The sequence below is a fragment of the Parvibaculum sp. MBR-TMA-1.3b-4.2 genome (assembly GCF_053628815.1).
This window is the reverse complement of the sequence record NZ_JBRJHC010000001.1, coordinates 2,034,889-2,058,714: the sequence shown is the minus strand read 5'-3', so window position 1 is coordinate 2,058,714 and position 23,826 is coordinate 2,034,889. Positions and strand designations below refer to the sequence as shown.

The 23,826-nt window shown below is 61.4% G+C and carries 23 protein-coding genes and 1 tRNA gene; 16 read left to right on the top strand and 8 right to left on the bottom strand.

From position 1 onward, the window contains the following. Positions 1-78: 78 nt before the first annotated feature. From ACSSVQ_RS09870 to ACSSVQ_RS09860, 3 genes are all read right to left on the bottom strand, one after another. On the bottom strand, positions 79-576 hold the full coding sequence (locus tag ACSSVQ_RS09870; RefSeq protein ID WP_454182697.1) for a YHS domain-containing (seleno)protein: 498 nt from the start codon (positions 574-576) through the stop codon (positions 79-81). Between the two features lie 193 nt (positions 577-769). Further along, complete coding sequence (locus tag ACSSVQ_RS09865; RefSeq protein WP_454182695.1) at positions 770-1,630, bottom strand: cysteine hydrolase; 861 nt, start codon at positions 1,628-1,630, stop codon at positions 770-772. Positions 1,631-1,691: 61 nt separating this feature from the next. Further along, the gene (locus ACSSVQ_RS09860; protein WP_454182692.1) at positions 1,692-2,156 is read right to left on the bottom strand and encodes a nuclear transport factor 2 family protein; all 465 of its coding nucleotides are present in this window, start codon (positions 2,154-2,156) and stop codon (positions 1,692-1,694) included. A gap of 206 nt (positions 2,157-2,362) precedes the next feature. On the opposite strand from ACSSVQ_RS09860, the gene ACSSVQ_RS09855 reads away from it, so the two are divergent. From ACSSVQ_RS09855 to ACSSVQ_RS09835, 5 genes are all read left to right on the top strand, one after another. Then, entirely contained in the window at positions 2,363-2,923 is a 561-nt protein-coding gene (locus ACSSVQ_RS09855; RefSeq protein WP_454182690.1) for a TetR/AcrR family transcriptional regulator, read from the top strand. 81 nt (positions 2,924-3,004) lie between these two features. Next, the gene (locus ACSSVQ_RS09850; protein ID WP_454182688.1) at positions 3,005-3,535 is read left to right on the top strand and encodes a flavin reductase family protein; all 531 of its coding nucleotides are present in this window, start codon (positions 3,005-3,007) and stop codon (positions 3,533-3,535) included. Positions 3,536-3,692: 157 nt separating this feature from the next. Continuing rightward, positions 3,693-4,097, top strand: coding sequence for a GFA family protein (locus ACSSVQ_RS09845; RefSeq protein ID WP_454182686.1), 405 nt, complete (start codon positions 3,693-3,695; stop codon positions 4,095-4,097). Positions 4,098-4,125: 28 nt separating this feature from the next. Then, entirely contained in the window at positions 4,126-4,962 is an 837-nt protein-coding gene (locus tag ACSSVQ_RS09840; RefSeq protein WP_454182684.1) for an SDR family oxidoreductase, read from the top strand. Position 4,963: 1 nt separating this feature from the next. Continuing rightward, a complete protein-coding gene (locus ACSSVQ_RS09835; RefSeq protein WP_454182682.1) occupies positions 4,964-5,479 on the top strand; it encodes an SRPBCC family protein in 516 nt (171 codons plus the stop codon). A 150-nt stretch (positions 5,480-5,629) separates the two neighbouring features. Here ACSSVQ_RS09835 and ACSSVQ_RS09830 read toward each other — a convergent pair whose 3' ends face one another. Both ACSSVQ_RS09830 and ACSSVQ_RS09825 read right to left on the bottom strand, forming a co-directional pair. After that, positions 5,630-7,504 carry a hypothetical protein gene (locus tag ACSSVQ_RS09830; protein WP_454182680.1) on the bottom strand — a complete coding sequence of 625 codons (1,875 nt, stop codon included), beginning with the start codon at positions 7,502-7,504 and terminating at the stop codon, positions 5,630-5,632. Positions 7,505-7,812: 308 nt separating this feature from the next. After that, a tRNA-Arg gene (locus ACSSVQ_RS09825) sits at positions 7,813-7,889 on the bottom strand. Positions 7,890-8,218: 329 nt separating this feature from the next. On the opposite strand from ACSSVQ_RS09825, the gene ACSSVQ_RS09820 reads away from it, so the two are divergent. After that, positions 8,219-8,731 (top strand): PAS domain-containing protein, encoded by a 513-nt coding sequence (locus tag ACSSVQ_RS09820; protein ID WP_454182678.1) that lies wholly within the window; start codon positions 8,219-8,221, stop codon positions 8,729-8,731. Between the two features lie 19 nt (positions 8,732-8,750). On the opposite strand, the gene ACSSVQ_RS09815 is transcribed toward ACSSVQ_RS09820, so the two are convergent. Further along, complete coding sequence (locus tag ACSSVQ_RS09815; protein ID WP_454182676.1) at positions 8,751-9,767, bottom strand: ABC transporter ATP-binding protein; 1,017 nt, start codon at positions 9,765-9,767, stop codon at positions 8,751-8,753. A gap of 255 nt (positions 9,768-10,022) precedes the next feature. Here ACSSVQ_RS09815 and polA point away from each other — a divergent pair, with 255 nt between their 5' ends. The 3 genes from polA to ACSSVQ_RS09800 all read left to right on the top strand — a co-directional run bounded on the left by polA (position 10,023) and on the right by ACSSVQ_RS09800 (position 14,374). Then, positions 10,023-12,899, top strand: a complete 2,877-nt coding sequence (polA, locus tag ACSSVQ_RS09810; protein ID WP_454184678.1) for a DNA polymerase I — start codon at positions 10,023-10,025, stop codon at positions 12,897-12,899. 14 nt (positions 12,900-12,913) lie between these two features. After that, positions 12,914-13,984: a hypothetical protein gene (locus tag ACSSVQ_RS09805; protein ID WP_454182674.1), complete on the top strand. Its 1,071-nt coding sequence runs from the start codon at positions 12,914-12,916 to the stop codon at positions 13,982-13,984. A gap of 138 nt (positions 13,985-14,122) precedes the next feature. Beyond that, entirely contained in the window at positions 14,123-14,374 is a 252-nt protein-coding gene (locus ACSSVQ_RS09800) for a hypothetical protein (RefSeq protein WP_454182672.1), read from the top strand. Between the two features lie 60 nt (positions 14,375-14,434). On the opposite strand, the gene ACSSVQ_RS09795 is transcribed toward ACSSVQ_RS09800, so the two are convergent. Next, the gene (locus ACSSVQ_RS09795) at positions 14,435-15,163 is read right to left on the bottom strand and encodes a glutathione S-transferase family protein (RefSeq protein ID WP_454182670.1); all 729 of its coding nucleotides are present in this window, start codon (positions 15,161-15,163) and stop codon (positions 14,435-14,437) included. A gap of 105 nt (positions 15,164-15,268) precedes the next feature. Between ACSSVQ_RS09795 and ACSSVQ_RS09790 the strand changes: the two genes are divergently transcribed. Then, entirely contained in the window at positions 15,269-15,994 is a 726-nt protein-coding gene (locus tag ACSSVQ_RS09790; RefSeq protein WP_454182668.1) for a helix-turn-helix transcriptional regulator, read from the top strand. A gap of 34 nt (positions 15,995-16,028) precedes the next feature. On the opposite strand, the gene ACSSVQ_RS09785 is transcribed toward ACSSVQ_RS09790, so the two are convergent. Continuing rightward, a complete protein-coding gene (locus ACSSVQ_RS09785; protein ID WP_454182666.1) occupies positions 16,029-17,642 on the bottom strand; it encodes a phosphoenolpyruvate carboxykinase in 1,614 nt (537 codons plus the stop codon). A gap of 479 nt (positions 17,643-18,121) precedes the next feature. On the opposite strand from ACSSVQ_RS09785, the gene ACSSVQ_RS09780 reads away from it, so the two are divergent. The 6 genes from ACSSVQ_RS09780 to ahcY all read left to right on the top strand — a co-directional run bounded on the left by ACSSVQ_RS09780 (position 18,122) and on the right by ahcY (position 23,825). Then, entirely contained in the window at positions 18,122-18,829 is a 708-nt protein-coding gene (locus ACSSVQ_RS09780) for a response regulator transcription factor (protein WP_454182664.1), read from the top strand. A 47-nt stretch (positions 18,830-18,876) separates the two neighbouring features. Next, positions 18,877-20,748, top strand: a complete 1,872-nt coding sequence (locus ACSSVQ_RS09775) for a sensor histidine kinase (RefSeq protein WP_454182662.1) — start codon at positions 18,877-18,879, stop codon at positions 20,746-20,748. A gap of 12 nt (positions 20,749-20,760) precedes the next feature. Then, positions 20,761-21,240, top strand: coding sequence for an HPr kinase/phosphorylase (locus ACSSVQ_RS09770; protein ID WP_454182660.1), 480 nt, complete (start codon positions 20,761-20,763; stop codon positions 21,238-21,240). Positions 21,241-21,405: 165 nt separating this feature from the next. Next, positions 21,406-21,813, top strand: coding sequence for a PTS sugar transporter subunit IIA (locus tag ACSSVQ_RS09765; RefSeq protein WP_454182658.1), 408 nt, complete (start codon positions 21,406-21,408; stop codon positions 21,811-21,813). A gap of 8 nt (positions 21,814-21,821) precedes the next feature. Further along, positions 21,822-22,175 carry an HPr family phosphocarrier protein gene (locus ACSSVQ_RS09760; RefSeq protein ID WP_454184677.1) on the top strand — a complete coding sequence of 118 codons (354 nt, stop codon included), beginning with the start codon at positions 21,822-21,824 and terminating at the stop codon, positions 22,173-22,175. A gap of 246 nt (positions 22,176-22,421) precedes the next feature. Further along, positions 22,422-23,825, top strand: a complete 1,404-nt coding sequence (gene ahcY / locus ACSSVQ_RS09755; RefSeq protein WP_454182656.1) for an adenosylhomocysteinase — start codon at positions 22,422-22,424, stop codon at positions 23,823-23,825. The last annotated feature ends 1 nt before the right edge of the window (position 23,826 follow it).

Sequence of the window (23,826 nt, the reverse complement as noted above, 5' to 3'; positions counted from 1 at the left end):
ACATGGGCAGCAAAACGGGCGGCGCCCGTGAAGGTGCCGCCCGCTGTATTGAGACGTGGCCGCTCGAGATGGCCGGCGTCAGCCGCCATTGACCTCGGAGACGGCGACGTGGTGCATGCCCGGCCAGTTCTTCTCGGCCTTTTCCAGAGTGCCGGCCTTGTCGTCTTTGTACTTCTCGAACGCCACTTCATTCAGGAAGAGATAGAGCTTGCCGTCGACGATGTCGGCAAAATGGGGGTTTGCGTCGAGCTTCTTGCCGATGGCGACACCGAAGGCGCAGAAGCCGCCATATTGCGGCATGTAGCGTTCCGGGTCCGCCGCGAACTGCTTCATCGTTTCCTTCGACGAGAAATAATAGGCGACGCCGTCGCGCTCCACGGTGAACTTGGCGGTACCGGCCATGACGTCGAGGCCGGTGGCGAGCGCCACCGCGTCGTCGCCGCGCAGCGCGATGCCCGCATTGGTGAGCGTCGTGCCCGTGGAGACATTGTATTCGTCGACCGCAAAGGCGGAGCTGGAGGCGAAGAGGGCGCCGGCGAGAGTGGCCGTGGCGATGAGGGTGTTGATGGTCTTCATGTCGTTGGTCCTTTCGGTTTTGCCGCGAGGGTGCGGGGTTTGCTTTGCCGGGTTCGGCGATTTCGGCGCGCAGCCGTCCGTAGACGGAGCGTGGCTACGCGTCCGAACTGGTGGGTCCCGCTCTCGCGCGACCTTTGTCTGTGGAAATCGGTAGGCGCGTCGTCCCGAAGAGGGCTCCGCGCCGGACAGGGAATTATTCGTGCAGCGCGTCGATCATCCCGACCGCTTCATCGGTGCTCCAGACGGCGTTTGCCATCATGCGGAAGTTGATAAGCGCAGCGAGATAGCCGTCGCCCTCCGGCACCTTGGCGCCGGCGGTGGCATCACGGACGACGGCGACTTCGAAGCCCTGCTCGATAAACTCGCGCATATGGCTTTCGACGCACAGATTGGCCGACATGCCGATGAGAATGACCTTGTCTACCCCGAGCTTGCGAAGCTGAAGCGCGGCGTCATTTTGTTCGGGGCCATAGATCTTGTGTGGCGAGGTGATCACCGTTTCGCCGTCGAGGATGTGGGTCTTGTACTGGGGCATGAAGTCGGCGCCCGAGCCTTCGAAGCCTTCAAGGTCGAGCGGGCCGGGGCGGTCGAACATGCCGAGGGAGTGCATCACCTTTTCCAGTGCGCCCTCGAATTTCCAGCGATGGTCGTGCGGGTAGTAGAAATGAGGGGAGACGACGACCGGCATGTCGGCGGCCTTGGCGCTGGTGAGCAGGCGGCCGATATTTTCCACCACATTGTGTTCGGTGACGCTTTCGCCGACCACGCTCCAGGTCACGCCGTCGGGGCTCAGAAAATCGATCTGCGGGTCTACCACGAGAAGCGCGGTGCGCCCTTTTTCCAGCCCCATCGTGGAGGCCGGAAGCGCCGGGTTGGACGGCTCGGCATAGGCGGGGTTTTGCGAAGCCTCCGCGGGCGTGCCCATCATGGCGACGAAGGCGGCGGTAAGCGCCAGCACGCCGACCAGCCCTGCGAAGCTGATGGCCAGGAAGAGCTTGCGGTCGAAGACATTGCCGTGTCGGTCGACATGGAAGTGGTGGAAGCGGGTTTTCATCTCTCTGCTCCTTGCGGTGAGGGGCCGCCCTTTCCGGTGACGGCCGGTTGGCGGTCGGGGGTCAAAGGCCGAGCTCGGAAAGGCCGGGGTGGTTTTCGGGGCGGGGGCCGAGGGGCCAGCGGAACAGCCGGTCGGCTTCATCAATGGGCCGGTCGTTGATCGAGGCGCGGCGCACCGCCATCAGCCCGTCGGGGGCGAACTCCCAGTTCTCGTTGCCATAGGCCCGGAACCACTGGCCCTCGGGCGTGACGGCCTCATAGGCGAAGCGCACGGCGATGCGCGCGCCGTCGAAACTCCACAGCTCCTTGATGAGGCGGTAGTCGAGTTCGGTGAGCCATTTGCGGGTCAGAAAGGCTTCGATCTCCGCGCGGCCCGTCAGAAACTCGCTGCGGTTCCGCCAGGCGCTGTCCGGTGTGTAGGCGGCTGCGACCTTGGCCGGGTCGCGGCTGTTCCAGGCGTTCTCGGCGGCTCGGACCTTCGCATTGGCGGATACCCGGTCGAAGGGCGGGAAGGGGGCGCGGGACATGGCGGCTCTCCAAGATGAACTGATCTGTACACTTTCATCGGGAATATGAACAGATCGGTAAGGTTTGGCAAGCCTGTTTCCTCAAGAAAATTATGGGAAGTGTCTAGATGGGAGATAGTATGTTGTTTTATATGGATAAAAAATTTGCGCCTTGAGGTTCTGCCACCTGATAGATATATACAGATCAGTTCAGAATGAGAGGTCGAATGCGTCCGAGTAAGCGAGACGAACTGGTCCGGAAGGCCCTGAATATCTTCTACCGGGAAGGATTCCACGCGACCGGCATGGACCTTCTGTCGGGTGAAACCGGCATCTCCAAGACCACCATGTTCAAGCACTTCCACAGCAAGGACGAGCTGATCCTGGCGGTCCTTCGGCTGCGCGATCAGGACTTCCGCACATGGCTGTTTCGCCGGATGGAGGAGGCGGGCGAGCCCCGGGCCCAGCTGCTGGCCATGTTCGACGCGCTGGCGGAATGGTTCGCCAAGCCCGATTTCCGCTCCTGCATGTTCATCAAGGCGGCGTCGGAATATCCCGACCCCGACCACCCCATTCATGTGCAGTCGGCCGAACACAAGCGCATGCTGTTCAGGCAGTTGCAGACGATTGCCGCCGAGGCCGGGGCGAAGGATCCCGCGGGTCTTGCGCGGGCCCTGCTGCTTTTGAAGGAAGGCGCCATCGTGACGGCGCATCTGGGCCATGAGGCGGATCCCGCGGGCGACGCCAAGGCCGTTGCGGAAAAGCTCATCTCCGCTGCGCTGGATTGAGCCTGCGCACGCTGTAAGCTGCTTGCTGGAGCTGCGATCAGGCCCGGCTTTGCCGATGTGCCGCTTATCCAGGAGGCCTGCATGAAGGCGTTTCCGCTCTCTTCCGTCTATCAGTTGCTGGAGCCGGGCCCGGTGGTACTTCTTGCCACGGCGCAGCGCGGGCGACCCAATGTGATGACCATGTCCTGGCACATGATGATGGAATTCACGCCACCGCTTATCGCCTGTGTGGTGAGCGATGGCGATTACAGCTTCAAAGCGCTGAGGGCCACGCGCGAATGCATCATCGCCATCCCGCCTGTGGAGATGGCGGAGACGGTCGTCGGGATCGGGAACTGCTCTGGCCGGGATACCGACAAGTTCGAGACCTTCGGTCTGAAGACGAAGCCGGCGGAAACGGTCGGCGCACCGCTTATTGCCGGATGCATCGCCAATCTTGAATGCCGCGTCGTGGATACGCGGCTCGTGAACAAATACTGCCTCTTCGTGCTGGAAGCGGTGAAAGCCTGGCACGAACCGAAGCGGAAGAACGCGAAAACCATCCACCATAAAGGCTATGGCCGCTTCGCCGTGGATGGCGACATCATCACGCTGAAATCGAAAATGCCGTAAGTGCGCCGGGGCGCCGGAAAAACTTGAGGCCCTTGCCGTAGCGTTCGTGCGCGATCATGGAAGATTGCGCGCGCCGCTCCTTTACGCTTGCCCGATCCGCCGTGAATAATGCGCAAAACGAAAAGCATGTCGCGAGCGCGACCGAGGGAGGACCAAGATGACGAAACTCAAAGGACAATGCCTATGCGGACAGTTCTCCTATGAGAGCAGCGCCGAGCCTGTCGCGACGATGGTCTGTCACTGCAAGAATTGCCAGCGCCAGAGCGGCGCGGCCTTTTCCGTCAACGTCGTCGTGCCGTCGGACTCGCTCACTACCAAAGGCGAGCTGAAGCGTTTCGACGATACCGCCGATAGCGGCAACATTGTGATGCGCGAGTTTTGCGCGGAATGCGGTTCGCCCATCTTTTCCCGGCCCTCGATCAATGAGGCGATTGCGATCATCAAGGCGGGCACGCTCAACGATACCTCCATGGTGAAGCCCGGCGCGGAAGTCTGGTGCGACAGCAAACAGGATTGGGTCGCGCCGATGAGCGAAGCGCGTTTCCCCAAGAACCCGTCCTGACGGCGCGGCAGATCGAGGAGATATTCCGATGACGGATCATGTCCGTGGAAAGACGATTGTCGTCACCGGCGCGGCGGGCGGCTTCGGCAGGCTCGTCGCCCAGAAGGCGGCAGCGCGCGGCGCCAATCTCGTGTGCGGCGACGTGAACGAGGAAGGGCTCGCCGAGACGGTGAAACTTATTGCCGATGCGGGCGGCACGGCATCCGCGAAAACGACGGATGTGACCGATCTGGCCGCCATGAAGGCGCTCGTCTCCCATGCGGTGGACACGCATGGTGAGATCGACGTGATGATCAACAATGCGGGCGTCATGCCGCTGGCCTTCTTTGCCGATCATGAGGCGGCGGCGGGCGCATGGGGCAAATGCATCGACATCAACATCAAGGGCGTGATGAACGGCATCATCGCCGCCTATGATCCGATGATGGCGCAGGGCCGCGGCCATGTGATCAACATCTCGTCGATCTACGGCAACTTCCCCGTACTTGGCGCGGCCGTTTACGGCGCATCGAAATCGGCAGTGAACTTCCTGTCGGAATCGTTGCGCGTGGAAGCGGCGGGCAAGATCAAGGTGACGATCATCAAGCCGACAGGCGTACCCGCGACGGGGCTTTCCGGCGGCGTGGTGAACCCGGAAGCCGTGGCGGGCATTCTCGGCCAGAACACGGTGACCTATACGGAGAGCATGATGGCGATCCTCGGGGGCCAGGTGCAGGACGACCGGGTGAACCCCGACAGCACGGCCTATGCGGTGCTCGATCCCGGCTATATCGCCGATGCCGTCATCACCGCCATCGACACGCCCTGGGGCGTTTCGCTCGGCGACATCACGGTGCGCGCCGCGGGAGACGGATACATTCTTTGATATGGCAGGAGAGACGGCGATGGCGCAGAAGCTGAAACAGCATGAAAAGGTGGGCGAGGAATTCCTGTCGGCGGACACGACCCCGCCCGATGCGACGCATCGCTTTCCCTTTCCCGCCGACATGGTCTGGGCCGCCCTTCTCGATGCCAAGGCGTGGACGGAATGGCTGCCGCTCACCGGCGTGACATGGACGAGCCCGGAACCCTTCGGCGTCGGCACCACGCGCATCGTGGAAGCGGGCAAGGCGGCCATCGAGGAAAGTTTCTATGCCTGGGAAGAAGGCCGCCGCATGGCCTTCCGCTTCGAGCGCAGCCCGCTGCCCATCAAGGCCGGCGCGGAAGACTACCGCGTGGTCGAGACACCCGAAGGCTGCGAACTGCAATGGTGGGGCAAGGCGAAAGCGGTCTTCCCGCTCGGCTGGCTCGTCACCCACCAGCTCCGCTCCGGCCTGAAAAAAGGCATGCCCGATCTCGAAGCCCTGATCGCCAAGAACCCGGACCGCTTCAAGCGGGGCTGATTAGGAAGAAATGGCGCACATAGACGAAGGTGAAGTGCTAATGAACTCTTCGACTAGAGCCGCGTTAGAGACTCCTTCACCCCGTAGCAGCTAAAGACCGCTTTCCCCCAGCCTATAGAGGAGTTGCGCTTGCATGGAGGCACCATGACTTTACCAGCCTTCCCTGCAGATATCGAAATCGTGAAATCTTGCGCTCGGTTCATCGTTGAGGGTTCTTTCGTAGAGGCAGTACTCCGGCGACAGACTTGTGGAGTCCAATTCAGCCTCGATCTCGGTACGCAAAAAGTCAGCAATAAGCGCTGTTAGTTCGATGCTTGAAATTTGCTTCTCGGATTGTAGAACACCGAACCCCAACACTCTTGGTCGCTTCAATGGTTTCGCTGTGATTACACCCTCCCCGATCGACGCAGCGATAATCTGGATATCCCTGCCGCAAGATTTGATTTTATTTTGAAGAAAGCGAGCGATAGACATTTTTCGTTTTTGGGAAAGCCGAAAATTATACAATTTCGTGCCACCTGGAGTGGCCATCCCAATAACGACAGCGAACTTAAAACTGCACAATTTAGCGTGTTCTATCTGTATAGAATCGAGATCAACTTTTTCACCTCTCGATCCCCTCAACTCCAAAGCGCTGTTCGAGCGCCAATACATTGGTGACGACAAGAGATTGGAAACGATCGATGAGTCAACTGTCACACTCCCCCGCTCTTTGACTGGAACCGGAATACCTTGATCTGAGTTGGCAGGGGCGGCCGAAGACTGTCTATCGCTGGGGGTATTTGAAAAGTCGAATGAACACTCTTCATCAAAGACTGAACATCCAAAAATAACAAAAGAGCCAATTGCGGCACTAAGAACAGAAACTGAAAGAACTGAGATCGATAAAACGGAGAAACTTAAAATAGAATACGTTTTCTCGTTTTTTGCTGCAATATCAACAGCGCCTACGGCTATTGAATCATTACTTTTCGACAGAGCAGAAGCACTCAGTATTTCTGAAGAATGGCGACTTTCGGATAAAATCGATGCGCTGCCGATTGATTTGGTATTGGTGTTCTTCGAGCCGAGCGAAACGCTCAAGATCGATGTTGTTTCGTCGTCAGACGACGCGATCGACAAATTCAGGAGTTTTAGACTCCATCCCCCATCTCGGACCTTTTCTACTTCAACTAGAGAAATTGTTGCGAGGCAAAAAATAGCGATGAGCAACCAATTCGCTATATCTCTGCATAGTTCGCTCGGCTCGCAGATCCAAAGCAACGAAACCGCTACGCATACGCTTAGCAAAGTCGCCGCCAACAGGCATACATGCCGCCAGTTCATTTTTTGGAGGATGTCATCCGCGACACCGGAGAAACTCGAAACTAACCAAACTGCAACCCCAAAAATCCTTGCAAGAAACCAAACAGCGATTCCGGCAAAAAGTATCGACGATAGGGCAGTAAATACACCGTATTGCACAAAATATCGAGAAAATGTCGGCGGTAAAATACTATCGGTCAGAGGATAATTGCTTCGTGAGTACTCATAAACCCACCAAAATAACCAGAGGCACACTCCGGCGATGGCAATGCTTGTCAAGAATTGGAATGCGCGATGAGTGGGGCGCTGAGAACTCCAGCCTGAGGGGGGTGACTCCCTCTTTCTGAGATTTCGAAAAATTTTTATTAGTAGTTGGAGGGTATTACGAAATAATAGTATTATTGCTAACCCTACCAATATTAACAGGGCCGTAAGAACTACATACTCAATTGTAAGCGGAGATTTGATTGCTCCCTCTTCGACTCCGTCGAGGAAAGGTGCATTTAGAGGCCCCACCCCCCACCACAGCAACCGAAGCGCGAGTCCAACAATGCAGATGTATACTAGGAATTGAAGTGTTCGAATAAGGAAATGCTTAAATACTCGTGCCCAGCGGCCGATTAAGTGATAGCCAAATTTTGCAAATTTAGCACCCGCCACAATCAGCGAGTTAGGGAGTCCTACTATCGCAATCACGACGGCCGCTGTACCAGCAGCCATCAGGTATGCCGTTAGTGTCAACACCCTCGTGTAGTGTCCCGCCGCTCTCCTCATGAGCGCGAAAGACATGCGGCGCGTTCGGTTTGCGCGACGCCACCAATAGGCTATCTCGCTCATAGAACATTGACCCCCTAGCCTTTGTTGTTCGAGCAGATGGCTGCTTTTTGTCGATCTTCGCCAGCTAACTAAATGGACTCAACGCTCTCTAATGCTTGGGGAAACCTCTACCGAATGCTACTCCCCATCTACAATAGTCGTTCATGGCAATGTAGCGCGATCAGCATGCCAATTGTCGATGGGGGAAGGGATGGCGCACCCGTCAGGATTCGAACCTGAGACCTCTGCCTTCGGAGGGCAGCGCTCTATCCAGCTGAGCTACGGGTGCCCGGTGTGAACCGGCGGGCCTGGCTGAAGGCCCGGGGGCGCGCAATATGCCCCGAAATGCGCGGCGGAAGATAGCCCAAAACCCCCGAGCACACAACGAAATGACCGGAAAATGCCGAGGGAATGCCCGGGGAATGCTGAGAGAATGCCGGGGAGACGCGAAGGACATGCGCCCCGGACCGCTCGCGGCAAGCCGCTTTCGCTTGTTGGGCCGCCTTGCGAGTGTGGTAGAAAGGGGCGTGGGTGAAGATGGGCGCTTCCGGCCGTGCAAAACGATGAAGGCTGCGCTGACATTCCCCTCATGATGCGTCGGAAGAAAGTCAGTATCCCATGTCCGAGCCGATCCGGCTGGCCCCCTTCGATGTCTTTGTCGACCCCTTGCTGGGCTTCCACGATCGCCGTCTGCGCGAGATGCAGGCCTATTGGGACGGCAAGCGGCAGGGCCGGGCCATGCCGGCGCGGGCCGATGTGAGCCCGGCGGAAATCGTGTCCCATCTGCCGAGCGTCTTTCTGGTGAATGTGGCGCCGCCCATGCTGAACCCGGAGGATTTCACGGTCCGGCTGATGGGAACGGCGCTGAACGAATTATTCGCGCATGATTTTACGGGGAAAAGCTTTGCCGATGTGCTGTCGGCCAAGCCGTCATCGGCCTTTTGCAAGCTCTTCGGCATCGTCGCGCAATTGCGCCGCCCCATCCGCATCTACGGCCATGCCCGTTTCGCGCCGGGCGGGCAGGTGACGGAGGTCGAGGGCGTGCTGCTGCCGCTCTCCGGGCAGAATGGCGGCGACACGGTGGGGCTCGTCATGGGCGAACTGGTGAAGCGCGCCTCGTCGGGGCGCTAACTAAAATCTGGTCCGCCCGTCAGCTCCCGGCGCCATGCGCGCCCGAGGTGAGCTGCAGGAACACATCTTCCAGATCCGATTCCTCGGTCGAGATATCCGCGATCTCCAGCCCCTCGGCGGAAAGCTGGGCGAGGATCGACATGGCGCTCACCTCGACGGGATTGTACTGGATGTCGAGCGAGCCGTCGGGGCGCAGCGTCACCTTCATGTCTTCCAGCGAGGCGGGAATCTGGTCCAGCGGCGAGGCCGCGCGCACGATGAGGCGTTTTTCGCTGATTCGCGACAGCAGCGTCTTGGTCGGCTCGCAGGCCACCACCTCGCCATGATTGATGATGGCGATCTGGTCGCAAAGCGACTGGGCCTCTTCCAGGTAATGCGTGGTGAGCACGATGGTCGTGCCCTGCGCATGAAGCTCCTGCACATAGTCCCAGAGCTGCTTGCGAAGCTCGATGTCGACGCCCGCCGTCGGCTCGTCGAGAATGAGCACGGGCGGATTATGCACCATCGCCTTGGCGACGAGCAGCCGCCGCCGCATGCCGCCCGACAGCGTGCGCGCATAGGCATGCGCCTTGTCGTCGAGGCCCATGGCTTTCAGGATTTCCATGGTGCGTCGTTCCGATTTCGGCACGCCGTAAAGCCCGGCCTGCATTTCCAGCGCCTCGGCCGGCGTGAAGAACGGGTCGATATTGAGTTCCTGCGGCACCACGCCGATGGAGGCGCGTGCGCTGCGCGGATTGACGTCGGTATCGAAGCCCCAGATGGAGGCCGAGCCGGACGTCTTGATGACGAGACCGGCGAGAATATTGATGAAGGTCGATTTGCCCGCGCCATTGGGGCCCAGCAGGCCGAAAATGGAACCGCGCGGAATGTCGAGATCGATCCCCTTCAGCGCTTCCTTGGCGGGCTGCCCGCCCGATGCCTTGTAGACCTTGCGCAAGGCCCGCGCCGAAATGGCCGAAACCGGCTCGCTCGCGACCTCTTCGGAGGGCATGCGGCGGTCGATCGTGTTTTCGGTTTCGGCGAGCGTATCGGCCATGGGAGGACCCTTCTCGTTTCTGGTCTCGTTTCCGGTGCTTTCGGAAAGGCGGGAGCGGCGGTGGCCCGCCCCGGTGAAAGCGTTATATTGGCGGCCTGAAATGGCGGGCCCTTATGTCGGGCTCTTTATCGCTGTGTCGGGGGCGCGGATAATGCCATGAGTACCCCTTAGATAGGAAGGCAGGCGTCTGTGACAAGCGGCAAGAAGGCGAGCGGGAAGACGGAAGAGGCGGGGAGTGCGCCGGAAAAGCGCGCCATCGGCAAGGGCAGCCACCTCTTTCTGGTGGACGGCTCGGGCTATCTTTTCCGCGCCTATCACGCGCTGCCGCCGCTGACGCGCAAATCCGACGGGCTGCCGGTGGGCGCCGTCTCAGGCTTCTGCAACATGCTCTACAAGCTGCTGGAGGATACGAAGGACGAATTCGACCCCAGCCATCTTGCGGTTATTTTCGATGCCTCCGGCAAGACCTTCCGGAACGACATCTATCCCGAGTACAAGGCGAACCGGCCCGAGCCGCCCGAAGACCTGAAACCGCAATTCGCGCTGGTGCGCGATGCGGTGCGCGCCTTCTCCGTGCCTTGCGTGGAAATGATGGGCTATGAGGCCGACGATCTCATCGCCACCTATGCGCGGCTTGCCGCGGAAGCGGGCGCGAAGGTCACCATCGTATCGTCCGACAAGGATCTGATGCAGCTCGTCACCGACCAGGTCGACATGCTGGACACGATGAAGCTGAAATCGATCAGTCACGATCAGGTGGTCGAGAAATTCGGCGTGCCGCCGGAAAAGGTCGTCGACGTTCAGGCGCTGGCGGGCGACTCCGTCGACAATGTGCCGGGCGTGCCGGGGATCGGTGTCAAGACGGCGGCCCAGCTCATCGAGGAATATGGCGATCTCGAAACGCTTCTGTCGAAAGCCGAAGAGATCAAGCAGAAGAAGCGCCGCGAGAATTTGATCGAATTCGCCGAACAGGCGCGCATCTCGCGCAAGCTGGTGGAACTCGATCAGGATGTGCCCATCGACGTGTCGCTGGAAGAGATGGGCACGCATGATCCCGAGCCGGAAAAGCTGATCGCCTTTTTGAAGGACATGGAGTTTTCCACCCTGACGCGCCGCGTGGGTGAGCGCTTCAATGTGGATGCGGAAGAGGTCGAGCCCGCGGGCGAGCATCCCGCCCAGAAGAACAAGAAGAAGGAAGCTGTAAGCGAAGAAAAGAAATCCTCGCGAACGCAGGAAGGCGGCGCGCCGGGCGCAACGCCCAAGGGCATCGACGTGGCATTCGACGTGTCGGCCTATGAAACCGTCACCACGCTCGATGCGCTGCAACCCTGGATCGACAAGGCGATGGATCAGGGCTTCGTCGCCGTCGATACGGAAACCGATTCGCTCGATGAAATGCAGGCGCGCCTCGTCGGCGTGTCGCTGGCGACCGCGCCGGGCAAGGCCTGCTACATCCCGCTTCTGCATGGCAAGGCGAGCGATGGCGGGCTCGACTTCGACGGCGGCGAGAAGGTCGATCAGCTCGACCAGAAGGATGCACTGAAGGCGCTGAAACCGATGCTGGAGGACGCCTCCGTTCTCAAGATCGGGCAGAACCTCAAATACGACATGGTGGTGCTGGCTCGGCACGGCGTGGAAGTCGGTCCCATCGACGACACCATGCATATGTCCTATGCGCTGGATGCGGGGCTGCACGGGCATGGCATGGACGAGCTTGCGAACATCCATCTCGACCACCAGTGCATTCCCTTTTCCGAAGTGGCTGGCAAGGGCAAGAAGCAGATCACCTTCGATCAGGTGCCGGTGGACAAGGCGACGGAATATGCGGCGGAGGACGCGGACGTCACGTTGCGCCTCTGGATGCTCCTGAAGCCGCGGCTTGCCGGCGAACATCGCATGACGGTCTATGAGACGCTGGAACGTGCGCTTGTGCCCGTGGTGGTGGGCATGGAGCAGGCGGGCGTGAAGGTGGACAAGACGGTGCTGGCGCGCCTCTCGGCCAATTTCGCACAGAAGATGGCGCAATATGAGGACGAGGTGTACGAGCTGGCGGGCGAAAAGTTCAATATCGCCTCGCCCAAACAGCTCGGCGAAATCTTGTTCGACAAGATGAGCCTCGAAGGCGGGCGCAAGACCAAGACGGGCGCCTGGTCCACCGATGCCGACACGCTGGACATGCTCGCCGCGCAAGGCCATGACCTGCCGCAGCGCGTGCTGGACTGGCGCGGGCTGTCGAAGCTCAAAAGCACCTATACGGATGCGCTGCCCGAATACATCAATCCGGAAACGGGCCGCGTCCATACGAGCTATTCGCTGGCTGCGACCTCCACGGGACGTCTGGCGTCGTCCGAGCCGAACCTGCAAAATATCCCGGTACGGACGGAAGACGGGCGGCAGATCCGGACGGCCTTCGTGGCGGAGAAGGGCAACAAGCTCATTTCCGCGGACTACAGCCAGATCGAATTGAGGCTGCTCGCCCATATCGCCGATATCGAGGCGCTGAAGAAAGCCTTTGCCGAAGGCCTCGACATTCACGCCATGACGGCGAGCGAGATTTTCGACACGCCGATCGAGGGCATGGACCCGGCGGTGCGCCGCCGCGCCAAGGCGATCAATTTCGGGATCATCTACGGCATTTCCGCTTTCGGGCTGGCGAACCAGCTCGGCATTTCGCGCGGCGAGGCGGGCGAATATATCGACCGCTATTTCAAGCGCTTTCCCGGCATCAGGGATTACATGGAAAGCACCAAGGCGTCTGTGCGCGAGAACGGCTATGTCGAAACGATATTCGGACGGCGCGTGCACCTGCCCGGCATCAAGTCGAAGAGCCAGGCGGAAAAGAGCTTCACCGAGCGCGCGGCGATCAACGCGCCCATTCAGGGCGCCGCCGCCGATATCATCCGCCGGGCGATGATCCGCATGCCCGATGCGCTCAAACAGGCGAAGCTGAAGGCGCGCATGCTGTTGCAGGTGCATGATGAACTGATTTTCGAAGCCCCCGAGGGGGAAGCCGAAAAGACGGAGAAGAAAGTCGTCGAGGTGATGTCCGGCGCGGCGGAACCGGCGGTCAGGCTTTCCGTGCCGCTGGATGTGGAGGCGCGCGCCGCCGACAACTGGAACGACGCGCATTAGGACAGGTAGTCTGAATGGACGATGCCGCCGAAGACGTGCAGGGCGACAAGACGGGACGCAGCTTCACCTGGGGGACGCGCTTCATGCAGGCGTCTCCTCTTGGTATCTCCGTGACGGCTCTGCTGATTTCGCTTCTGGTTTTTGCGAGTTTTCTGTTTTGCGTCTGGTGGAATGCGCTTCCCGTCATCGTGACGCATGAGGGCGGGACCACGCTTTCATCCGACGCATGGACGGCGATCTGCGTGTCCTTGCTTTGGGGCGCCATTTTCGGTCTGAGCGAATATACGCGCGAGGCCGATCTCGCCGATCTGAAAATGCTCACAAGCTACGGCGTCATGGTCGACAAAAAGCATATCAGCGCGATGCAGTTCGGGCCGGATGCGAAGGCGCACAGGCGAAGCAGGGGGTTCGGTGCAATCGGCCTGGCGGTCGGTGCCGTGTTCTATTGTCTTGTGTACCGGCCCGGCGGCCATCAGCTGAGCCTGCCCGGCGCGACGCTGACCGATTACTGGTTCGCCGCCATGACGCTTTTCCTGTTCGCCAAGATCTTCAGCAGTCTTTCCTATCTGCGCGCCCATACGAGCTTGCTGCTTCACGATCTCAATCATCGCATCAGGATCGATCTGTTCAATATTCAAAACCTGAACGGTCTGGGCCGTATCGCCCTTCGCCGCGCGCTGCCATGGGTGGTGGCAAGCGCCATCGTCTTTCTGATGTCCTTCGCGCAAACCGTATGGGTTCTGTTCGGGCCGCTTTTCATCGGACTGATGCTCAGCGCCGCGCTGGTCTTCGGCCTGCCCATGTGGCGGATGCATGTCGCGATCGACCGCGCGAAGTCGAAGGAACTGAATGGATTGCGCAACGATATCGCCCGCTCCGCCGATGCCTTCAGGCAGGAGGAAAGCGGTGAAACGGCATCGCGCCTCGCGGCGCAGATCGCGCTTGAGCAGCGCCTTGAACGCGTCCGGGAATGGCCGTTGGATGTCTCGACCGTTGTCCGCTTCGGCCTCTATCTCGCCTTGCCACTCGGCTCGTGGTTCGGCGGCGCATTGGTCGAAAAGGCGCTCGACGTCCTGACGCGATGACCGTCGACGGTGGCGGCCACCGGGCAGGAGGCGCAGCAGACGGCGCATTCGGGCTCATATGGCATCGCCGCCATGTTCTCCCCATATTCAGGGGAAACACTCTTTTGCTTGAACAAGGGAAAATCAGGAGGACAGCCGATGGGAGACAAGGACAAGAAGGATCTCGACAAGGCCGTCGAAGGCAGTTTTCCGGCCTCGGATCCGGCGGGGCTGACGCCGAAGGGCGACAAGGACGCCGAAGCGGCTGCCAAAGAGGCGGAGGAAAAAGCCCGCCGCAAGCATGACGACGACATGGTGGACGAAGCCTCGGAAGAAAGCTTCCCGGCCTCCGACCCGCCATCCTGGACGCCGACACACACCGGCGACGGGCACGGTAATAGCAAGAACTAGAGCGGCGCGCTCGATGGAGAAAAGGAAAAAGCCCGGATGGTACCGTCCGGGCTTTTGTCTTCATGCGGCAAGCGCGATCCGGGGGCGTGTCGAGGCGAAGAGTTCGCCCATGCGTTCGCTATGCGCCACCAGATTGGCAAGGCCGCGCGCATGGGTTTTGAGCGGGCTTTCCATATCCGGGCCGATGATGCTTATGACGAACGCAAACGCGGTTGCATCCGCCAGGCTGGGGCGGTCGCCGAAGAAAAACGGCCTGTCGCCCAGCAGGGTGCTCATCGCATCGAGATCGGCCGCGCCGAGCGCATAGATTTCATCGCGCGTATGCCGCCCTGTGCCTTGCGCGATGAATGACTGGCGCACGCGCTTGCGGATGAGGTCCGGCACGAAGAGGCGCAAAGGGAAAGGCATGGAGCCGAAAAAGGCGGGGCGGAGTTTCGCCCAGTTTTCCGGCTCTATCCAGCGCGCATAGGCGAGCACGACAATCAGCCGTTCCTCGATCATGCGCTGCAGGGCATGGGACTGCGCTTTCTCGACAGGGGTAAGATGCGCGTCGAGATCGATCCCTTGCGTTGCTTTCAGGTGCTCCAGAACGAGTGTGGAATCCCCCATGCGCTCGCCGTCGATTTCCACGAACGGCATCTGGCGCTTGGGGGCCTTGTTGGGGCGGGGCTCGTGGACGGTTTCATACGGAACGCCGGCCAGCCGCAGCGCGGCTTCCAGCTTGATGCAGAACGGGCCGGGATTGGGTATGCCGGCGAGCAGAGGCGGGAAGATGAAAAGGCGGATCATGGCAAGGCTCCCTTGAAGAATGTTTTTCCTTCATACTGACACCCTCCTGACAACATGCCGTCAGCAGCCTGATCGCATTCTCAAGGAAAAGAGGAGGCCACCGTCATGCGCCGCGCCGACCGGCTGTTCGACATCATCGAGTTTCTGCGCCGCCACAAGCGCGTGGTGACGGCGGCGGAGCTGGCCGAGACGATGGAAGTCTCCGTGCGCACCATCTATCGCGATGTCGCCGATTTGCAGGCAAGCCGCGTGCCCATCGAGGGCGAGGCGGGGCTCGGCTATATGCTGCGCTCCGGCTATGAGCTGCCGCCGCTCATGTTCAGCGAAGACGAGATCGAGGCGCTGGTTTTCGGCGCACGCATGGTGCGCGCCTGGGGCGACAAGAGCTTCACCGATGCCGCCGACGCGGCGCTCGCCAAGATCCGCGCCGTGCTGCCCGCCCGGCTCGACGAGGTGGTCGAGGCTTCGCGCATCACGGTCTCGGCGACCCGTACGCATGACAAGGCCGTGTTCAACAAGCATCTGACGCCGATCCGCCGGGCGATCCGAGAGCGACGCAAGCTGGAGATCGACTATCTGTCACTGGCAGATGAGAAGACTTCGCGCCGCGTCCGCCCGCTGGGGCTGGCCTTTTTCGGCCCCTTCTGGATGCTCGCAAGCTGGTGCGAAATCCGGCGCGATTTTCGTACCTTCCGTATCGAGCGGATCGCCACCCTTCGGGTCGGCGACGAGACCTTCCGCGACGAACCGGGTAAGACGATAGAGGATTTCCTCGCGCGTCCGCAGGAATGGAAGGGCATGGCTCAGGCAAAGAAAAAGCCCGGACCGTGAGGCCCGGGCTTTCTTTTCGGCGATGCCGGTTCTGTTATTCGGCGGCCTTCGCGGCGTTCGGCGCGGCGTCGCGCACATCCGGATCGACGTGATCCTCGAACTTGGCGAAGTTGGAGACGAACATGCCGACAAGCTTCTGGGCCTGCACGTCATAGGCGGCCTTGTCGGCCCATGTGCTGCGCGGGTCCATGATGGAGTTGTCCACGCCCGGCACGCTCACCGGCACTTCGAAGCCGAAATTCGGATCGACGCGGAACTCGGCATTGTTGAGCGAGCCGTCCAGCGCCGCGGCGAGAAGCGCGCGCGTCGCCTTGATCGGCATGCGGCTGCCGATGCCATAGGCGCCGCCCGTCCAGCCCGTGTTCACCAGCCAGCAGGTCACGCCATGCTCGGCGATGAGGTCGCGCAGCAGGTTGCCATAGGCGGTGGGGTGGCGCGACATGAAGGGCGCACCGAAGCAGGTGGAGAAAGTCGCTTCCGGCTCGGTCACGCCCTTTTCGGTGCCCGCGACCTTCGCGGTGTAACCGGACAGGAAGTGATACATGGCCTGGCTCGGCGTCATGCGTGCGATGGGCGGCAGAACGCCGAAGGCGTCGGCCGTCAGCATGATGATGTTCTTCGGATGGCCGCCCGTGCCCGTGTCGCTCGCATTCGGAATGAAGGAGAGCGGATAGGCGCCGCGGGAGTTCTCGGCCAGCGCCGCGCTGTCGAGGTCGAGCTCGCGGCTGTCCTCGTCCATCACGACGTTTTCCAGCACCGTGCCGAAACGCTGAGTGGTGGCGTAGATTTCCGGCTCGGCTTCCGCGGAGAGCTTGATCATCTTGGCATAGCAGCCGCCTTCGAAATTGAAGACGCCATTTTCCGACCAGCCATGCTCGTCGTCGCCGATCAGCGTGCGGCTGGCTTCGGCAGAGAGCGTCGTCTTGCCGGTGCCGGACAGGCCGAAGAAGATCGCCGTGTCGCCCGCCGGGCCGATATTGGCCGAGCAATGCATCGGCATCACGCGCTTGGGCGGCAGCTCATAGTTGAGCATGGAGAAGACCGACTTCTTGATTTCGCCGGCATAGGAGGTGCCGCCGATGAGCACGATCCGCTTGTCGAAGTTGCAGGCGATCACCGTGCCGGTGCGGCAGCCGTATTTTTCCGGATCCGCTTCGAAGCTCGGCAGGTCGATGATCGTGAACTGGGGAGAGAAGCTGTCCAGTTCTTCCGGCTGCGCTTCGATGAGCAGGTTCTGGATGAAGAGAGAGTGCCAGGCATATTCCGTGTAGACGCGGGTGGCGAGGCGGTGGGTCTTGTCGGCGCCGCCGAAAAGATCCTGGACGAAGAGTTCCTTGCCTTCCGCATGCTTCAGCATGTCGGCATGGAGCGCGTCGAACGCTTCCGGCGTCATCGACTTGTTGTTGTCCCACCAGACCGTGTTTTCGGTCTCGTTGTCGCGGACGATGAACTTGTCCTGCGCCGAACGGCCGGTGTGCACGCCGGTCTTGACGACGAAGGGACCGTTGGCAGCGATCTGACCCTCACCGCGGCGCACGCCTTCTTCGTAAAGGGCGGCGGGACGGTAGTTCCAGTGAGCGGCGGCGAGATTTTTGAAGCCGCTTTTGTCGACGCCGAACTTGCTGATATAGGGCCCGGTCTGTTTCACGCTTCTCTCCTCGTGGTCCAATACGGCCCTGGCCGGGCCGATACCTTATTGATTGCCTGTCCGCCGTCTTCCGCCGCAGCATGCGGCCGGGGTCGGAAATTTATCACCGTCTCGCGGCGTTGGCAGGGCAGAGCGCCAAATTGGCGTAAATTTGCCAAAAACAAAGCCAATACGGGGCCGCTGAGCCAGTTATGGCCCGCCTGACCCCCGAATTTCGGCGCCAACATAGTGGGCAGCCCTGCCCCGCGCAACAGCTATGCGAACAGTTTGCAGAAGATGCGGCGATGCGTCCCCCGGGCGCCACAAGGCTACAGATAAGCTCGTCATGGCAAGGACGCCCCCTCATCCCTATAATGCGGCCACATTTTGGGCCAAAAGCGACCCTAAGCCTCCTCGCTTGCCGGGGGGCGACGCGAAGAGCGGGGTAATTTGGAATGCCGGAAGGCCCAGACGAACAGAGCCAAAAGGAACGGGCAAATATGCCAACCATCGCGCTGGTTGACGACGACCGGAATATTCTGACCTCGGTGAGCATGGCGCTCGAGGCCGAGGGCTATCACGTCCAGACCTATACCGACGGCGCCGCGGCGCTGGCCGGACTTGGCGCGAATCCGCCCGATGTCGCCGTCTTCGATATCAAGATGCCGCGCATGGACGGGATGGAACTGCTGCGGCGTCTGCGCCAGAAGTCCGACATGCCGGTGATCTTCCTCACCTCCAAGGACGATGAGATCGACGAGCTGTTCGGTCTCAAGATGGGCGCCGACGACTACATCAAGAAGCCCTTCTCCCAGCGCCTGCTTGTGGAGCGCGTCAAGGCGGTGCTGCGCCGGGCGCAGAACACCAAGGGCGAGGCCGCGACGGGCGGCGAGACCGAAGCGGCGGCGGTGCTGGAGCGCGGCAAGCTGTTGCTCGATCCCGACCGCCATGCCTGCACCTGGGGCGGCGAGGCGGTGGTCCTCACCGTGACGGAATTTCTGATCCTGCAATCGCTGGCGCAGCGCCCCGGCTATGTGAAGAGCCGCGACTCGCTGATGGACGCCGCATATGACGATCAGGTCTATGTGGACGACCGCACCATCGACAGCCACATCAAGCGGCTGCGCAAGAAGTTCAAGGAAGTCGACAAGGAGTTCGATGCGATCGAAACCCTCTATGGCGTCGGCTACCGCTACCGGGAGGCCTGAGGCCCCGCGGGCGGCAATACCGCCGAAGCCCGTTGAACGCATGGCAAATGGCAAGTGTGAGCGAGGACGAGCTGTCGGATAGGGGCCAATCGCATGCGGACGACTTCCCGGCCGATGCGCATGATACCGCGCATGCGGCGGGAAAGAGCGGGGCCGGAAAGACGGGCCCGGGAGAGGCTCGGTCTTTGCCGACCCGCCTGCTCGCGCTGATCCGGCTTGCCTGGAGCCGCTTTCGCAGTTTTCTCGTCCGGGGCCGCTTTTCCAGCCTGACGCGCCGCATCGTCGTCTTCAACGTCGTCGCCCTCATCGTGATGGTGGCGGGTATCCTCTATATCAACCAGTTTCGCGAAGGACTGATCGATGCGCGCCGGCAGAGCCTGCTGACCCAGGCCGAGATCATTGCCGGCGCCCTGGCGCAGGGCGCGACCGAAGCGCCGAGAGCTACGGTCATCGATCCGCTGGACGGCGCTTCCGGCAACGCCGATGAAAGCGGCCGGAACGGGCCCGCTGCGAGCGGGGAGGCCGACAAGGTTCTCCCCATCGTGCCGGAAGCCGCCGCGCCCATCCTCCGCAGACTGACGGTTCCCACCCGGACACGCGCCCGGCTTTACGACCGGAGCGGCTGGCTGCTGCTCGACAGCCGTCGCCTGTCGGCCTCCGCCCAGGTCGTCGCCTTCGAGTTGCCGCCGCCGGCGGACGCGGATGAGGACCGAAATGTCTTCACCCGTCTCTATCAATGGATGGTGAGCTTTCTGCCGGGACGCGACCTTGAGCTGTTCAAGGAGGCGGGCGGCCAGAACGGCAAGATGTATCAGGAAGTGACCCGGGCGCTGACGGGGCAGGCCGCCAGCATGGAACGCGTCAATGATCGCGGCGAACTGATCGTTTCCGTCGCCGTGCCGATCCAGCGCTACCGGGCGGTGCTGGGCGCGCTGATGCTGTCGACGCGCGGCGGCGACATCGACGCCATCGTGCGCGGCGAACGCTTTGCGATCCTGCAGGTCTTTCTCGTCACGCTGGGCGTGACCATTCTGCTTTCGGTCGTGCTGGCCGCGACCATCGCCGAGCCGGTGCGAAGGCTCGCGGAATCGGCGGACATCGTCCGGCGCAGCAAGACGGCGCGGGCGCAGATCCCCGACTTCACCGAACGGCGCGACGAGATCGGCGATCTGTCGGGCGCGCTGCGCGACATGACGAATGCGCTCTACAGCCGCATCGACGCCATCGAAAGTTTCGCCGCCGATGTGGCGCATGAGCTGAAAAATCCGCTCACCTCGCTGTCGAGCGCGATCGAGACCATTCAGTTCGTCAAGACCGACGAGCAGCGGCAGAAGCTGAACGAGATCATCAAGGACGATCTGAAACGCATCGACCGCCTCATCAGCGACATCTCCAACGCCTCGCGCCTCGATGCCGAACTGGCGCGCGAGGAAACGGACGATGTGAACATCGCCACCCTGCTGGAAGCGGTGTGCGATCTCTTTACCGAAACGGGCGTCGCCGAAGGACGGCGGGTGATGCTCGACATCGATCCGGGCGCCCCGGGACGCGACCGCATGGTGGTGAAGGGCTTCGACATGCGGCTCGGCCAGGTCGTGCGCAACCTTGTGGACAATGCGCTCTCCTTCAGCCCGGAAGGGGCGCAGGTGAAGGTGATCGCGCGGCGCGAGCCCGGCAATATCGTCGTCATGGTGGAAGATCAGGGACCGGGCATACCCGAAGACAGTCTGGAAAAGATCTTCGACCGCTTCCATACCGACAGGCCCGACAGTTTCGGCAAGCATTCCGGCCTCGGCCTGGCGATCTCGCGCCAGATCGTCGAAGCGCATGGCGGGACCATCCGGGCCGAAAACCGGATGCAGTATGACGAGGTGCAGGGCGCACGCTTCATCGTCACCCTGCCCGCTGCGCCGGTATAGGAAGCGGTCCCGATGACGGAAAACGGCATCACCATCCATGCGACCTGCATAGCCTGCGGCGGACGGGCCGCGCTTTTGCGCGGTCGCCCCGGCTCGGGCAAATCCGACCTCGCCTTTCGCATGATCCGGGCGGATGCAAGCGGTGAGACGCGCCTCGTCGCCGACGATCAGGTGCATCTTCACGCGTCGCAGGACGGGCTTGCCGCGACCGCCCCTCAGGCGCTGACCGGCCTCATCGAATTGCGCGGCCTCGGCCTCTTGCGCGTCCCCGTGATCGACCGGGCGGCGGTGCGGCTCATTGCCGAGCTGGTGCCGAGGGACGAGGTGCCGCGGTTGCCGGCGCCGGAATTCGAGGAAATCCAGGGCGTTCGCCTGCCCCTGATCCGGCTGCACGCCTTCGATCTGACAGCCGCCGACAAGCTGCGGCTGGCGCTTGAAGTGCTGCCTGATCGCGGTTTCCCGGGCGAGGACGGCATTCTGGGCGGGGCCTGAAGGCCGAGGCGTCGCGAAACTGCCTTATTGTTGCGCTGCAACACTTGCCAACTTGCTTAAAATACGTTCACGATGCGGGTTTAGCGGGCGCGAGTTGAGCCATTCGTCATGACAAGAAGGCAGCCTGCCGCGTAAAGCGAAGACGGATGGCAAAGAGGGCGGTGGATGATCGGATTAGTACTCGTTACGCATGGCCAGCTTGCCAGTCAGTTTGTGGCGGCCATGGAGCATGTCGTGGGGCCGCAAAAGCAGGTGGCAGCGATCTGCATCGGCCCTGATGACGATATGGAGCAGCGGCGCCGGGACATACTCGATGCCGTCGCCAAGGCGGACACCGGCGATGGCGTGATCCTGCTCACCGACATGTTCGGCGGCACGCCCTCCAATCTCGCCATTTCCGTCATGAACAAGGCGCGCGTGGAGGTGATCGCCGGCGTGAACCTGCCCATGCTGATCAAGCTGGCCAGCGTCCGCGAGAGCAAGGATCTGCGCGAAGCGGTGGATCAGGCGCAGGAATCGGGCCGGAAATACATTTCCATCGCCAGCCGCGTCCTCGCGGGCGACGGCGCGTGACCTCGCAGATGCCCCGGGAGGAAGAAAACCGCGCATCCGGAACATCCGGCGCCTCTCCTTCCGAAAACGGCGCCTCCTCTTCCGAAAACGGCGAATGCCGCCGCACCCTCACCATCGTCAACAGCCGGGGCCTTCATGCCCGCGCCTCCGCCCGCTTCGTGCAGGTGGCCGAGCAGTTCAAGGCAGATATTTCGGTGAGCCGGGACGGGCATACCGTGCCGGGCACCTCCATCATGGGCCTGATGATGCTGGCGGCGAGCAAGGGCTCCTCCATCGAGGTCGAGGCCACCGGCTCGCAGGCGGAAATGGCAATCAAGGCCCTGGCCGAGCTTGTCGAGGACGGCTTCGGCGAACGGGATTGACCCGTCCGGCCCCGATTGCCCATCGGAAACAAAGATATAAACATTTCTTTATGTCGTCCTTGCCCCATCGGGTCGGGCTTGCTATAACCACGCCGAATTTGCCGGGCCGACCGGCTGACGCTGGCGCGGGGCCCACGGCCTTGCGCGGGGTGCGCTACCGCCGGAATCGGCGATTTTTCGCAGAATTCGGTGCTGCGCCCGCAAGGCAAAACACAGACCGACGACACCAAAGGAGTTATATCGCCCATGGGTGCCAAACAGGATTACGTCATTAAGGACATCTCGCTTGCCGATTACGGCCGCAAGGAGATCGAAATCGCCGAGGCCGAGATGCCGGGCCTGATGGCCACGCGCGAGGAATATGCCAAGTCGCAGCCGCTCAAGGGTGCGCGGATCGCCGGCTCGCTGCACATGACCATTCAGACCGCCGTGCTGATCGAGACGCTGGCCGCGCTGGGCGCCGACATCCGCTGGGCGTCGTGCAACATCTACTCCACGCAGGACCACGCCGCCGCCGCGATCGCCGCGGGCGGCACGCCGGTTTTCGCCGTGAAGGGCGAGACGCTGGAAGAGTACTGGGAATACTGCCACAACATTTTCGAATGGGCCGATGGCGGCGTTCCGAACATGATCCTCGACGATGGCGGCGACGCCACGCTCCTCATCCATCTCGGCATCCGCGCCGAGAAGGGCGACACCGCCTTCCTCGACAAGGCGCAGAATGAGGAAGAGACGGCGCTCTTCGCTTCGATCAAGAAGCGCCTGAAGGACAATCACGGCTGGTACACGAAGGTCGGCGAAGCCATCATGGGCGTCTCCGAAGAGACGACCACCGGCGTTCACCGCCTCTATGAAATGTTCAAGAAGGGCGAACTGCTCTTCCCGGCGATCAATGTGAACGACAGCGTGACGAAGTCGAAGTTCGACAACCTCTATGGCTGCCGCGAATCGCTGGTGGACGGCATCCGCCGTGCGACCGACGTGATGATGTCCGGCAAGGTCGGCGTTGTCGCGGGCTTCGGCGATGTGGGCAAAGGCTCCGCCGCGTCGCTGCGTCAGGCCGGCTGCCGCGTGCTGGTGACCGAGATCGACCCGATCTGCGCGCTCCAAGCCGCCATGGAAGGCTATGAAGTCGTGCCGATGAATGAAGCCGCGACGCGCGGCGACATCTTCGTCACCACGACGGGCAATATCGACGTCATCACCGTCGATCACATGCGGTCGATGAAGGACCGTGCCATCGTCTGCAACATCGGCCATTTCGACAGCGAAATTCAGGTCGGTGCGCTCAAGAACTTCAAGTGGACGAACATCAAGCCGCAGGTGGATGAGATCGAATTCCCCGACGGCAAGAAGATCACCCTGCTGGCCGAAGGCCGTCTGGTGAACCTCGGCTGCGCCACGGGCCATCCGAGCTTCGTGATGTCCGCCTCCTTCACCAACCAGGTGCTGGCCCAGATCGAACTCTTCACCAAGACCGACGAGTACCCGATCGGCGTCTACACGCTGCCCAAGTCGCTCGACGAGAAGGTTGCGATGCTGCACCTCGAGAAGATCGGCGTGAAGCTCGAGAAGATGAGCAAAGAGCAGGCTGACTATATCGGCGTGCCGGCTGAAGGCCCCTTCAAGCCGGAACATTATCGCTACTAAG